Below are 13691 nucleotides of genomic sequence, written 5' to 3' on the forward strand. Positions count from 1 at the left end.
GATAAAATTAAATTTTTAATTTTATTTAAAACCATTATTTCTACCAGCGACAACCAATAAAGCACAAATAACTTTTTTAATCCTTAAAAAAGAACCTTAAATAACGCTATCTAGATAGTAATTCTTTAAATTTGCACATCAATTTCAAACCATGTATAGAAGTCATAATTGCGGCGAATTAAACGCTTTAAATATAAATGAGGGAGTTACCCTAGCTGGGTGGGTACAAAAATCAAGAGACAAAGGATTTATTATTTGGGTCGATTTACGGGATCGTTACGGGATTACCCAATTGGTTTTTGATGAAGAACGTACTTCAAAAACAGTTATGGAACAAGCCCAAAACCTGGGTCGTGAATTTGTTATTCAGATTAAAGGAAAAGTTATTGAACGAGCTTCAAAAAACCCGAATATCCCTACTGGAGATATTGAGGTTTTGGTTGAAGAACTTAACATTTTGAACGAAGCCATTTTACCACCTTTTACAATTGAAGACAAAACCGATGGCGGCGAGGAATTACGTATGAAATACCGTTATTTGGACATTCGTCGAAATCCTGTAAAACAAAGTTTAATTTTTAGGCACAGAGTAACACAAGAAGTCCGTAATTACCTTTCAAAAGAAGGTTTTATAGAGGTTGAAACACCTTATTTAATAAAATCTACACCAGAGGGCGCACGGGACTTTGTAGTGCCTTCACGCATGAATGCTGGCGAATTTTACGCTTTACCGCAATCGCCGCAAACCTTTAAGCAATTGCTAATGGTTGGTGGCATGGATAAATACTTCCAGATTGTAAAATGCTTTAGGGATGAAGATCTACGTGCCGACAGACAGCCTGAGTTTACCCAAATAGATTGTGAAATGGCTTTTATTGAGCAGGAAGATATTTTAAATGCCTTTGAAGGTCTAACACGTCATTTGCTTAAGGAAATTAACGGTGTTGACATTCAAAAGTTTCCACGTATAACTTACGATGAAGCTATGCAGCGCTACGGAAACGACAAACCAGACATCCGTTTTGGTATGACCTTTGGAGAACTAAATGCCGTAGCACAGCACAAGGATTTTAGCATATTTAATAATGCCGAACTGGTTGTGGGTATAGCCATCCCAGGAGGCAATAGCTATACAAGAAAAGAAATAGATCAATTAATTGATTGGGTAAAGCGTCCTCAAATAGGGGCTTTGGGCATGGTATATTGTCGCTGTAACGAGAATGGCACGTATAAATCGTCTGTTGATAAATTCTACGACCAAAATGATTTGGCTAAATGGGCAGAAATCACAGGTGCCAAACCGGGTGATTTAATTTGTATACTCTCGGGCGACACCCATAAAGTACGTCCCCAATTAAGTGCCCTGCGCATGGAATTAGCAGAGCGTTTAGGCTTACGTAAACCCGATGAATTCGCACCACTTTGGGTTATGGACTTCCCTTTACTGGAATGGGATGAGGAAACCAAACGCTACCATGCCATGCACCACCCGTTTACTTCACCAAAACCCGGACAAATTGAATTGTTGAAAACAGATCCAAGCGCAGTTAAGGCAAATGCTTACGATTTAGTGCTTAATGGTAACGAAATTGGTGGTGGTTCCATAAGAATACATGACAAAGCCACACAATCCTTAATGTTCGATTACCTAGGATTTACACCAGAAGAAGCTAAGGCTCAATTCGGCTTTTTAATGGATGCGTTTCAATATGGCGCACCGCCACATGGTGGTTTGGCCTTTGGATTGGATAGATTGGTAGCGATTTTGGGCGGACAGGAAACCATTCGTGATTTTATCGCATTCCCTAAAAATAACGCTGGGCGTGATGTTATGATCGATGCACCTGCACCTATTGATGATGATCAACTTGAAGAGCTAAGTTTAAAACTTAACTTAAAATCATAATTTCAAATCCTGCGCTATGCAGGATTTTTTATTACTTTTAAATGATTAATCTATTACAGGTGAAAAATCTACTTCTTGTTACTGTATTATTATTTTCATCATACACCTATAGCCAAAATCTTACCGGTAAACAGCTATTGGAAAAGGCAGTTCAATACCACGACCCCAATGGAAATTGGAACACCTTTCAAGGGCACTTGTCCATCACAATGGAAACACCCAACAAACCCAATAGGGACAGTGCCATTTTTATTGATTTGCCAAATCAATTCTTTTCAGTAAAATCAACTATTGAAGATAACACTTCAGAATATATTATAAATAAAGACAGTATTACTATTGTTTTTAACGGGAATAAAAATCCTTCAGAAGACATTTTAAAACAAAACAATTTAAGCAAGGCCAGGGCATCGCTCTATAAAAACTATTACACTTATTTATATGGGTTGCCCATGAAATTAAACGATCCGGGCACCATAATACACGATACGGTTGAAGAGAAAACATTTAAAGGCAAAACCTATTGGGTTTTAAAAGTTACTTATGAGAAAGAAGTGGGGAAAGACACTTGGTATTTTTACTTTGATAAGCACGCTTATAATATGGAAGTCTATCAATTTTACCATGATGAATCCAAAAATGATGGCGAATACATTTTATTAAGAGGTGAAGAAACTATTAACGATATAAAAATGCCAAAAATTAGAGTTTGGTACACAAACAAAGATGACAAGCATTTAGGCACTGATATTTTAAAATCTTCTAAACAATAACAATGACCTTTAAAAGTTTATTGCGTCAATTTTTAATTTGGAAATACAAACATATTTCCGAGCAACAATTCATTTACGCTTTAAGTATTTTGGTAGGTTTTTTAGCGGGTATTGGTACTGTATCCTTAAAAAACTTAACCCACTCTATAAGATTACTTTTTGAACTGGATTTTTTTAAGGATTACCAAAGCTCAATGTATTTTATTTTCCCAATAATAGGTTTGTTATTGGTTTATATTATTAAACAAACTTGGTTAAAAAAACACATTGGGCATGGCATTTCTACAACGCTACATGCCATCTCAAAACTCAATGGTATAATTCCCAGATACAATATCTATGCGGCTTTAATTACAGCACCATTAACAGTAGGTTTTGGTGGATCGGTAGGACTCCAAGGGCCGGCAGTAAGTGTTGGGGCTGCTTTAGGTTCTAACACCGCCCGGTTGTTTCATATGAACACAAAAACCCGAATGCTATTAATAGGCTGTGCAGCAGCAGGAGCAATGGCATCCATGTTTAAAGCGCCCATTGCCGCTATAATTTTTGCCGTAGAAATCTTTAGCTTGGATATTGCTTTTGGCTCTTTGGTCCCACTTTTACTAGCTTCGGTTTCGGCAGTGATAACATCCTATTTCTTTTTGGGCACAGATGTTCTGCTGCGCTTTGAACTGATTGATAAATTTGAAATTAACGATATTCTTTTCTATATTGTTTTAGGATTAGTTACTGCCCTTGCTTCCGTTTATTTTTCAAAAGTATTTTTTGCTATTACCAATTTCTTTAAGCAATTTGAAAGTCGGGCAAAACGCTTGTTAATTGGCGGACTTGCCATTGGCACCATGCTTTATGTTATTCCTCCGCTTTATGGTGAAGGTTATGGTATAATGAACAACCTTTTAAAAGGTGATCACTTGGCCGCCATTGGCACTACTCCTTTTAATTTAGACCTTTCCAATATCTGGATAGTAATAGCCTTATTACTTGGCATATCAGTTTTTAAAGCCATTGCCATGACTACTACATTTGGCGCAGGTGGTGTTGGAGGTGTATTTATTCCCACCCTGGTTATGGGCAGTGCTTTAGGTAATGCCTTTGCTAAAATTATCAATAACATTGGATTCGATTTTCATGTATCTGAATCCAATTTTACCCTAATTGGAATGACTGGTCTAATGGCAGGCGTACTTCATGCCCCATTGACTGCCATATTCCTTATTGCAGAAATTACCGGCGGCTATGAATTATTTGTCCCTTTAATGTTGGTTTCTGCCATTTCGTTTGCCATTACAAAATACTATGTATCACATTCTATTTACACATTGAAATTGGCCGAACGTGGTGAATTAATCACCCATAATAAAGATCAAAATGTGCTAATGGTTTTGGATATTGACAAAGTAATTGAAACCAATTTTATTATTTTAAAGCCAGACATGACTTTAGGCGAAATATTAAAAAAGGCCGTTGCAAAATCTTCCAGAAACCACTTCCCTGTGGTCAATGACAAGCATGAATTTCTAGGCGTTATTAGGTTAGATGATATAAGACACATGATGTTTGATGCAAATCTTTATGACAAAGTAGATGCCTCTAGTTTAATGCATGCTGATTATGGTATTATTGATTACGACCATGATTCAATGAACGATATTATGGAACAATTTAAAACTACTGGCGCATGGAACTTGCCTGTAATTAAAGATGGTAAATATTACGGTTACATATCAAAATCGAAACTATTAACGGCGTACCGTAGACAATTGATTAACTTCACACAATAATCATATTATCATGAAGTATTTTATATTCATCTTTTTTTTAGCATCGACAGGAAGTATTCTTTTTGGTTATTTTTTTGCTTCAGAATATGCCCAAAAATATATTGGTTTCGGTGTTATAGGTTTGTTTTTAGTGGTATTTCCTTTGTTTGGCTATTACCGTTGGAAAGACAAAAATTTAAAAGACTATATGCTCACTAAAGAAAATCTAGATAAGATGAGAGAAAGCCAAAAAGAAAAGAAGTATTGATTTTCTATGCAAGAATCTGAAACGGGTTCAGACTGATATAGGTCAATTCAAATTTCGTTTTTCAATAAAAAAACGCTTTAAAAGTGAACCCGCTTCTTGTTCCAAAACACCACCTTGCATCACTGTTTTAGGATGGAGTTTTGTTTTTAAATGGATACACCCACGCTCTAAGTCCCTAGCGCCATACACAATTTTCGATATTTGGCTCCAATATAAAGCACCGGCACACATTTGACAGGGTTCTAAAGTAACGTATAACGTACAGTTGTGAAGGTACTTACCTCCTAAAAAATTAGCTGCTGCTGTAATAGCCTGCATTTCGGCATGTGCGGTTACATCGTTTAGCGTTTCAGTGAGATTATGGCCTCTGGCAATAATTTTATTATCGATAACGATAACCGCCCCCACAGGAATCTCGCCCCTATCGAAAGCCAGTTCGGCTTCCTGCAAGGCTTTATTCATGAAATAGGTGTCGTCAAAAATATTTTCCATAGCACAAAAATACAATTTCATTCTCGTACTTTTGCTAGGTGAAAAAAACAATATTAAACCATATTAATTCACCAAAGGAATTGCGTTCACTAAAGCCCGAGCAATTATGCCAACTTGCCAAAGAGCTTCGTGAATTCATTATAAATATTGTCGCCACTAAAGAAGGCCATTTGGGTGCTAGTTTAGGTGTTGTGGAACTTACCATTGCCTTGCACTACGTGTTTAATACGCCCGAAGATTTACTTATTTGGGATGTAGGGCACCAAGCGTACGGTCATAAGCTATTGACTGGAAGACGAGAGCAATTTCATACCAATAGACAACTCGGTGGTATAAGCGGATTCCCAAAACGAGAGGAAAGTGAATATGATACGTTTGGTGTAGGACATGCCTCAACATCCATTTCGGCCGCTTTGGGTATGGCTATCGCTTCACAACTTAAGGGTGAAAACAGGCATCATATTGCCGTAATTGGTGATGCCAGTATTGCCAGCGGTATGGCTTTTGAAGGGCTCAACCATGCTGGAGTAACAGACGCGAATCTGTTGGTAATTTTAAATGATAATGCCATAGGTATAGATCCTAGTGTTGGTGCACTAAAGCAATATTTAACCAATGTGAAAAAGGGCACACAAAAGCAGGATAATATTTTTGAAGCTTTAAACTTTAACTATTCTGGCCCTGTAGATGGCCATGATTTAAATGCCCTAATTTCTGAGCTGCAAGGTTTAAAAACCGTAAAAGGCCCCAAATTCCTACATGTTATCACGACAAAGGGAAAAGGCTTAAAACAAGCCGAAAAAGATCAAGTAAAATACCATGCCCCTGGAAAATTCGACTCAAAAACTGGTGAAATATTTGCCAAATCTGCCTTGAAGCAGCCACCTAAATACCAAGATGTTTTTGGGCATACCATTGTTGAACTAGCCAAAGCAAATAAAAACATTGTAGGCATTACACCAGCTATGCCAACGGGAAGTTCCTTAAAATACATGATGGCCGAAATCCCAGATCGAGCGTTTGATGTAGGCATTGCCGAACAACATGCAGTAACTATGGCCGCAGGTATGGCAACTCAAGGTTTAGTCCCTTTTTGTAATATCTATTCTACCTTTTTACAACGTGCTTACGATCAGGTAATCCATGATGTGGCCTTACAAAAACTTCCCGTTGTTTTCTGCCTAGACCGGGCAGGATTGGTTGGCGAAGATGGCGCAACACACCATGGTACTTTTGATTTGGCCTATTTAAGATGCATCCCTAACCTCATCGTTTTTGCACCAAGAAATGAGGTGGAATTACGCAACATGATGTTCACAGCGCAGTTAGGCTTAGATTTACCGATAGCCATTCGCTACCCCCGTGGCCGAGGAATTACCCTAAATTGGAAACAACCGTTTTCTAAGATTGAAATTGGGAAAGGCATTCAATTAAAGAAAGGTAACAAAGTGGCTGTTTTGAGTATAGGCAGCATTGCCAAAAATGTTACTGAAGCTATTCAAAGTTTGGATTTCTCGCACTATGATATGCGTTTTGTAAAACCATTGGATGAGACATTATTAGATTATATTTTTAGCACTTACAAATCCATTGTTACAGTGGAAGATGGCACCATTAGAGGTGGTTTTGGTAGTGGGGTTTTGGAATTTGCCTCAGAGCACAACTACACAAACCCAATCAAACTTTTGGGTATTCCAGATGTATTTATAGAACATGGTAATGTAGATGAATTACAGAGTGCAATTGGTCTGGATACCAAAAGTCTACAAAATTATTTTAAGGGTTTAATGTAAACAAATAGTCAAAAAAAGGTTAACTAATATTAATCCCTCTAATTTTGTTAAACAACATAATTGCATAACTATCGGACATGTTAGACACAAAACTGCAAACCGACAATAACCTGATATACAAGGAATTATTAATAGCCTTAAAATTTTCTGGTAAAAGATGCATAATCAATTTATCGTAATTTGATGCTTTATTATCATGTGTATTGTTAATTGCAGTTGTAAACACATTCAATAAATCAGACAGCACCCTGTATCCCGCAATTTCTTTTTCCACAACATCCTTACTTTGATAAACTTTTTCGACACTTATCTTTATAATATCCCTTATTTGTGCTTCATAGGTACTTTTATCAAGTAAGGCACAATCGAATTTACCACTTAAAATGGCTTCTTCGTTAGCCATAAATATTTCTACGGCTTCGTTGATTAGTGTACCTATAGCTAATGCCCTTAAGTAACCAACACGATCTTTTTTTGTGGAAAGCGCATAATAATTCTCTGGTCTTATGGTATTTCTAATGATTTTTGACAGGTATTCCAGAGCAAATTCTTCTTGAATCAGCCCCAAATTAATACCATCTTCAAAATCTATGATGGTATAGCAGATATCATCGGCAGCTTCAACCAAATAGGTTAAAGGATGGCGTGAATAACTAAAGTCATTTTGACTGCGCTGCAACAATCCCAATTCGTTAACTACATCAGCAAAAATCTCTTTTTCACTTTGAAAAAAACCATATTTTTTATCGGCAATATGGTTTGTTGGCTTTTTGGGAAGCGACTCCTTCGGGTATTTCATGAAAGCCCCCAAGGTCGCATAACTCAATCGCAAACCTCCATGCCGTCCAGCCTTACTTTCTGTTAATATTTTAAATCCGTTGGCATTGCCTTCAAAATCACATAAATCTTGATATTCTTTGAGCGTTAATTGCTTTTGAAACATCTTCCCTTTACCATTCTTAAAAAACTCACCAATAGCTTTTTCCCCCGAATGACCGAATGGCGGATTACCAATATCGTGAGCCAAGGCAGCGGCGGCAACAATAGCTCCAAAATCATTGGCTTTATATCCATGAATGTTTTTTAAATGCGGATGCTTTTCAATTAATTTTTGCCCTACCTTTCTTCCCAATGAACGTCCTACCACACTAACTTCCAAGCTGTGTGTTAAACGGGTATGGACAAAATCTGTTTTAGATAGTGGTATAACCTGTGTTTTATCTTGTAAACTCCTAAATTCCGAAGAAAAAATGATGCGATCGTAATCCACTTCAAAACCTAATCGGGTTTCATCCTGCTCTTTTCTTATACGTTTATTAGTATCGCCAAAGCGCTTTAAGGATAATAACTGCTCCCAGTTCATAGTATAAATTTATGTTTGGGCAATATAAATAAATTCAACAAAAAAGCGAGCTCAAACTTGTTAACATTAGCGTAACATTTTAATCACTGTTCTTTAAAGTTAACTTAACATAAAACTTATATAAAGCCTGTTTATTTGCATTATCATTTTAGAGCGAACTAATGAGACCCTTTTTAATACTTCTAACTTTCTTTTTTACAGCCTTATGTTTTTCTCAAAACTCAGGTTCTATTAGTGGTGTTTTATTAGATTCAGAATCTGTTAACGAACCTCTATCATTTGCGAAAGTTGAATTAAAAGAAACTGGAGCCGAGTTTATATCAGATGAAAAAGGAGAGTTCAAGTTTAGCAATCTAACCGAAGGAACTTATACCTTACTTGCAAGCTTTGTGGGTTATAACAATAAAGAACTTAAAATAAAGGTAGTTTCTGGAAAAACAGCCCAAATTAAATTACCTCTTACTGCAAGCACTATCTCTCTGGATGAGTTGGTATTAACATTGGCCAGTGTCGATTCTGAAACTAAAACAGACCAATCATCCGCACAATAATCAACGGATTAATTCCAATATTTCCATAACTATATTTTCTTTTGAAATTGTTACAAAACTTAAGAAATAAGTTTTTATTCTCTATCTCCATAATTCCCGTAAGCATTAATTATCAATACCCTGAAATGCTATGTTAATTAATTGTAATCAATAAGCACAGAAACCCATAACAAGGTAACATTTAGCTAACACTTTTATTACGGTTCTTTAATCTCAAGATAACATTAGGTTTACAAAACGGCGGTTTCTTTGCAGCAGAATTGATAATAAAACTAATGAGATATTTTATACTATTTATAGCACTGTTAACAGTTTCATTTTCAAACGCTCAAGACACTGGGTCTATCGTTGGAAAATTGACTGATAAAGAATACAATAATGAGCCTTTAGCCTTTGCCAATGTATTGATTAAAGGTACAACCAAGGGAACAACTTCCGATTTTGATGGCCTTTATGGTTTTGAGAGTTTAGCACCTGGAACCTATATTTTACAATTTAGCTTTGTAGGTTATGAAACCCAAGAAATACCGACTGAAGTTGTTGTTGGAAAAATAACCCAAGTTAATGTAATAATGGGCGCCAGTGCTGCTTCTTTAGATGAAGTTGTAATAACGACAACAACCAAACGGGAAAGTGAAACGGCCTTATTGTTGGAACAGAAAAAGGCTGTGGAAATGAAACAAAGCATCGGGGCACAAGAGCTTTCTCGAAAAGGCATAGGTGATGCTGCTGGTGCCGTTTCTAAAATATCTGGAGTATCCAAACAAGAAGGCTCTAGTAATGTCTATGTACGTGGTCTAGGCGATAGATATTTGAACACGACCCTAAACGGTTTGTCTTTACCATCAAATGATGTCAACAAAAAGAACATCGATTTAAATTTATTTGCTTCCGATGTTATTGAAAATGTTTCTATAAGCAAAGCCTACTCCTCGAAATATTACGCCGATTTCTCTGCTGGAAATGTCAATATATCATCAAAAGATTACTCCGGCAACGGTTTTTTCGATTTTGGTATTGGAACCGAAATCAACACCAATGCTATAGGAAAAGATTTTGTAAAAAGTGAAGGTACTGGACACTTTGGATTTTACAACAGATATGAACACGACCCTTTTTCAGTAATCATATCCCACGGTTTCGATCCAGTAAATGGAGGAACCCCTATCAACACAAGTTTTGGAGGAGCCTTCGGTAAATCATTCAATTTCAAAAACGGTTCAAAATTAAGTTTCTATGGCACTGGCTCTTTTGAAAATGACTTTCAATACAGAAAGGGCTCCAATATAGACTACACCAATGTTGAGAAAAAAGCTTTTGAAACATCGGAAGAATTTGAATATGGCACCACAACTACTGCCATGGCATCGATTATCTATAAGGTGGACAACAACAATACCTTTAAAATTAATTCATTGTTTGTAAATAACTCTTCAGATAAAGTAGGTTATTTTGGTATTGACGGCAAAGGGAGAAACAGGGATGCCATCGCAAATACCGATGAAGGGTTTTATCAACAAAACATTCAATTTAATGAAAATCTTATTTATGTAAATCAATTGCTTGGGACTCATAAATTTGACAAGCTTGATATTGATTGGGGTTTTGGCCACAACTTTGTTAATGCCCACGAACCGGATAGAAAAAGATTGAGTTTTGAGAACTATCAGTTTGCTTTAGATAATGACCCAAATACTAACCCTATATTTTATAGCAATGTAGATTTTGACAACCAACGTTATTTTCAGGATATTCAGGATGAGGAGTTAAATGGTCGCTTAAACCTTGCTTTTAAGCCATTTGAAACCGTTAAAATAAACATTGGTTATAACGGTCGTTCTAAGGAACGTAGGTTCAACAATATTAGGTATGGTTATGACATTATTGACAATAGTGGTATAGCCAATGTTAACGCCCTAAATAGCTTCTTTACTTTAGATAATTTAAACCTTAAAGATAACCAAGGCACATATGAAATTAAGGTTATTAAACCATATCCAAACCTTAGTAATACCAACCGCCCAGGACAACCAGAAAACACCTATAAAGGAAAACTGGACATTTATGCAGGTTATTTAAATACCGAAATTGGGTTTGGTGAAAACTGGTTGGTGATTCCTGGAATTCGCGTAGAGTCTTTTGAACAATATATTGAGTACGACGTTATTAACTTAGGGGTAAACGGTAAAGATAATATTAGTGCTTCAGATGTGTTGTTCTTACCAAGTTTAAGTATCAAACACAGTTTAAAGGAAGATCATAACATACGTTTTTCTGCAAGTCAGACTATTTCACTTCCAGAATTTAAAGAAGTTGCGCCTTTTGTTTATGAAAGTGTGTCGCAGCGTATTGGTGGTAATCCCGATTTGTTAGGACAAAAGCCTGGAGAAACATACACAAATGTTAAAGACGTATCCTATTCCAAAATTTTAAATCTCGATTTAAAATATGAATGGTTCGTAACAAAATCGGAGTTAATCTCACTTGGGGCGTTCTACAAACAAATTGAAGATCCCGTAAACCAAGTGGTAGCATTTGATGCTACAGGAACACAACGTTTTTTTAGAACTGGAGATAAAGCTAAAATAATGGGTGTTGAAGCAGAAATCAGAAAAAATATAATCACAAATGAAGATGACGAATCTCAACTATCCTTTGGTATCAATGCTACCTATATGCATACTGAGCAAAGTCTTTATAGTAATATTGTAGGAAGTAATTTTAATGTGAGCTTTGTAAAAGACAAAGAAGAACTTCAAGGCGCTTCTCCATTAATTATTAATACAGATATTAACTATTCCCCTACCAACTTTAACAACTACGACCCAACTGCTACTTTGGTGTTCTCATATTTTTCAGATCGAATTGATGCGCTAGGGTCTGGGCAATTGGGTAATGTTATTGAAAAAGGCATCCCTACTTTAGATTTCATTTTAAGGAATAAAATAGGAGAAACATTCGAAATAAATTTTGCTGCCAAAAATCTGTTAAACCCCACCATAAAATATATAAGGGAAACTAACCAAGGAAATATTATAGTTACATCTCCTAATGGTAAAGATGTTTCAAATTACAAAAAAGGAATGAATATAGGCTTGCAATTAAAATATAGCTTTTAACATATAATTAAAAACGATAATTAAAATTAATAAACTAGAAACAATGAAAAATAATTTATTCTTAGTACTGGCAATTACGGCATTGCTTTTTAACTCTTGTGCCTCAGATGATACTGCCGATATATATATCACTGACAATAGTGTTGTTAACAATACTACCAATAACACCAATACAGGTGGAAATGAAGAAGAAGAGGATATTCCAATAAATGCTGCAGAATATTCATCAGACTTAGTTCTAGAAGCTAATAAAACCTATACCATTAGCGGACCCGTCATTATGGCTGAAGGTGCCACATTAGTTATTAACGAAGGGGTTACTATAAAAGCAGTAGCTACCGGAGCCGATGTCTATATTGCTATTTCTCAGGGCGCACAAATTATAGCCAATGGTACGGCATCAAAACCAATTGTTATGACATCAGGAGATGCCAATCCGGCTGCGGGGCAATGGGGTGGATTAATTTTATTAGGAAAAGCACCTATTAATTCAGTTACAGGAAATGCGACATCTACTTCAGAAATTGGAAGCTTGCCTTATGGAGGAACTGATAATGCAGATAGCTCTGGAGTGCTTCGTTATGTACGTGTTGAGTATTCTGGTGGTGCTGCAGATGGCTCTTCCGAAAATAACGGATTCTCCTTTTATGGTGTAGGCGCAGGAACAACTGTAGATTATATTCAAGCTTATGAGGGTGCCGATGATGGTATCGAGTTTTTTGGAGGAACTGTAAATGTTAACCATGCTGTGGTTATTAATTGTCAAGACGACTCTATCGATTGGACTGAAGGTTTTACTGGAAGCATCACCAATGCCTATGTAAAACATGGTGCAGAACACGACAAAGGGTTTGAGTGTGACGGATACAATACAGATATAGGAAATTTGTCCAATCCAAAATTCTGGTCTAAACCTACAGTAAAGGATGTTACTATTGTTGGTTTAGGTTCTGGAACCGGAAATGAGGCTGTAAGATTAAGAGCAGGTACCCAAGGTATTTTTGACAACATCGCTATTGAAGGTTTTGAAGAAGGTTTTGATCTTGATGGAGATGTTGGTGCAAATAGTGATAATCCAACAGGTACTGGAGTTATAAATGGTGATTTAGATGTTACCAACGTAACCTTTACAGATGTTACTACAAAAATGAAAAATGATACTGGTGAAACATTTACTGAGGCCGATTTTATTACTGGTGATGGTAATGGTACAGGTACCGACTATGCTGCTTGGGGAGCAGGTTGGACCGTTGGAAACTAAAAACAAATACAATAAAAAACAAAAAGCACCCCGCCTTTGGTGGGGTGCTTTTTACTTTTAACTTTTTTGTAGCTCGCTAAAGCGAAGCAACATTATTAGTGTAATTGACTTCCTTTTTTACTCCGTCAATCCAATAAATCCATTTGCCGACTTTTTTACCATTATCATAATTTGCCGAAACCGTTTTTTTGCCTTCTTTGTTAAAACTTAACCACTCACCTTGTAATTTACCATCTAATGTGTAAGACCCTGTTTGGCTTACCACACCATTGTCATGATAATAAACCACATCAATTAAATTGGTTTCTTTGTTAAGTTTTAAATCTCTCTTTTGCTTGTCTTGGGCAAAAGATACCACAGTAATTAAGAAGGCAAACAATAAAAATAATTTCTTCATAATTA

11 protein-coding genes are annotated in these 13691 nt (G+C 36.3%); 8 read left to right on the forward strand and 3 right to left on the reverse strand.

Annotated features, from left to right (window positions below; translation table 11 throughout):
* The first annotated feature begins 151 nt into the window (after window positions 1-151).
* From aspS to MR053_RS01945, 4 genes are read left to right on the forward strand one after another with little or no spacing between them, the layout of a single operon-like run.
* Window positions 152-1906: an aspartate--tRNA ligase gene (gene aspS / locus MR053_RS01930; protein WP_242130802.1), complete on the forward strand. Its 1755-nt coding sequence runs from the start codon at window positions 152-154 to the stop codon at window positions 1904-1906.
* Between the two features lie 59 nt (window positions 1907-1965).
* The gene (locus MR053_RS01935) at window positions 1966-2679 is read left to right on the forward strand and encodes a DUF6503 family protein (RefSeq protein ID WP_242130803.1); all 714 of its coding nucleotides are present in this window, start codon (window positions 1966-1968) and stop codon (window positions 2677-2679) included.
* 2 nt (window positions 2680-2681) lie between these two features.
* Window positions 2682-4463, forward strand: coding sequence for a chloride channel protein (locus MR053_RS01940; protein WP_242130804.1), 1782 nt, complete (start codon window positions 2682-2684; stop codon window positions 4461-4463).
* Between the two features lie 10 nt (window positions 4464-4473).
* Window positions 4474-4710, forward strand: a complete 237-nt coding sequence (locus MR053_RS01945) for a hypothetical protein (protein ID WP_242130805.1) — start codon at window positions 4474-4476, stop codon at window positions 4708-4710.
* Between the two features lie 42 nt (window positions 4711-4752).
* Here the strand turns inward: MR053_RS01945 and MR053_RS01950 are convergent, their stop codons facing one another.
* On the reverse strand, window positions 4753-5202 hold the full coding sequence (locus MR053_RS01950; RefSeq protein WP_242131774.1) for a nucleoside deaminase: 450 nt from the start codon (window positions 5200-5202) through the stop codon (window positions 4753-4755).
* 38 nt (window positions 5203-5240) lie between these two features.
* Here MR053_RS01950 and dxs point away from each other — a divergent pair, with 38 nt between their 5' ends.
* On the forward strand, window positions 5241-6995 hold the full coding sequence (gene dxs / locus MR053_RS01955) for a 1-deoxy-D-xylulose-5-phosphate synthase (protein ID WP_242130806.1): 1755 nt from the start codon (window positions 5241-5243) through the stop codon (window positions 6993-6995).
* A 19-nt stretch (window positions 6996-7014) separates the two neighbouring features.
* Here the strand turns inward: dxs and MR053_RS01960 are convergent, their stop codons facing one another.
* Entirely contained in the window at window positions 7015-8358 is a 1344-nt protein-coding gene (locus tag MR053_RS01960; protein WP_242130807.1) for a deoxyguanosinetriphosphate triphosphohydrolase, read from the reverse strand.
* 161 nt (window positions 8359-8519) lie between these two features.
* On the opposite strand from MR053_RS01960, the gene MR053_RS01965 reads away from it, so the two are divergent.
* The 3 genes from MR053_RS01965 (at window position 8520) to MR053_RS01975 (ending at window position 13289) form a co-directional block, all read left to right on the forward strand.
* Window positions 8520-8909 carry a carboxypeptidase-like regulatory domain-containing protein gene (locus MR053_RS01965; protein WP_242130808.1) on the forward strand — a complete coding sequence of 130 codons (390 nt, stop codon included), beginning with the start codon at window positions 8520-8522 and terminating at the stop codon, window positions 8907-8909.
* A 275-nt stretch (window positions 8910-9184) separates the two neighbouring features.
* Entirely contained in the window at window positions 9185-12028 is a 2844-nt protein-coding gene (locus MR053_RS01970; RefSeq protein WP_242130809.1) for a TonB-dependent receptor, read from the forward strand.
* A 43-nt stretch (window positions 12029-12071) separates the two neighbouring features.
* Complete coding sequence (locus MR053_RS01975; RefSeq protein WP_242130810.1) at window positions 12072-13289, forward strand: multidrug transporter; 1218 nt, start codon at window positions 12072-12074, stop codon at window positions 13287-13289.
* A gap of 76 nt (window positions 13290-13365) precedes the next feature.
* Here MR053_RS01975 and MR053_RS01980 read toward each other — a convergent pair whose 3' ends face one another.
* Window positions 13366-13686 (reverse strand): toxin-antitoxin system YwqK family antitoxin, encoded by a 321-nt coding sequence (locus MR053_RS01980; protein ID WP_242130811.1) that lies wholly within the window; start codon window positions 13684-13686, stop codon window positions 13366-13368.
* Between the last annotated feature and the right edge of the window lie 5 nt (window positions 13687-13691).

The organism is Aestuariivivens marinum, from assembly GCF_022662175.1.
Lineage (GTDB): Bacteria > Bacteroidota > Bacteroidia > Flavobacteriales > Flavobacteriaceae > Aestuariivivens > Aestuariivivens marinum.

Excerpts from the sequence above, each read along its gene's own strand:
- MR053_RS01965 (WP_242130808.1), top strand. The coding sequence starts at position 8,520 with ATGAGACCCTTTTTAATACTTCTAACTTTCTTTTTTACAGCCTTATGT.
- MR053_RS01945 (WP_242130805.1), top strand. The coding sequence starts at position 4,474 with ATGAAGTATTTTATATTCATCTTTTTTTTAGCATCGACAGGAAGTATT.
- MR053_RS01975 (WP_242130810.1), top strand. The coding sequence starts at position 12,072 with ATGAAAAATAATTTATTCTTAGTACTGGCAATTACGGCATTGCTTTTT.
- MR053_RS01980 (WP_242130811.1), bottom strand. The coding sequence starts at position 13,686 with ATGAAGAAATTATTTTTATTGTTTGCCTTCTTAATTACTGTGGTATCT.
- MR053_RS01970 (WP_242130809.1), top strand. The coding sequence starts at position 9,185 with ATGAGATATTTTATACTATTTATAGCACTGTTAACAGTTTCATTTTCA.
- MR053_RS01960 (WP_242130807.1), bottom strand. The coding sequence starts at position 8,358 with ATGAACTGGGAGCAGTTATTATCCTTAAAGCGCTTTGGCGATACTAAT.
- MR053_RS01940 (WP_242130804.1), top strand. The coding sequence starts at position 2,682 with ATGACCTTTAAAAGTTTATTGCGTCAATTTTTAATTTGGAAATACAAA.
- aspS (WP_242130802.1), top strand. The coding sequence starts at position 152 with ATGTATAGAAGTCATAATTGCGGCGAATTAAACGCTTTAAATATAAAT.
- MR053_RS01950 (WP_242131774.1), bottom strand. The coding sequence starts at position 5,202 with ATGGAAAATATTTTTGACGACACCTATTTCATGAATAAAGCCTTGCAG.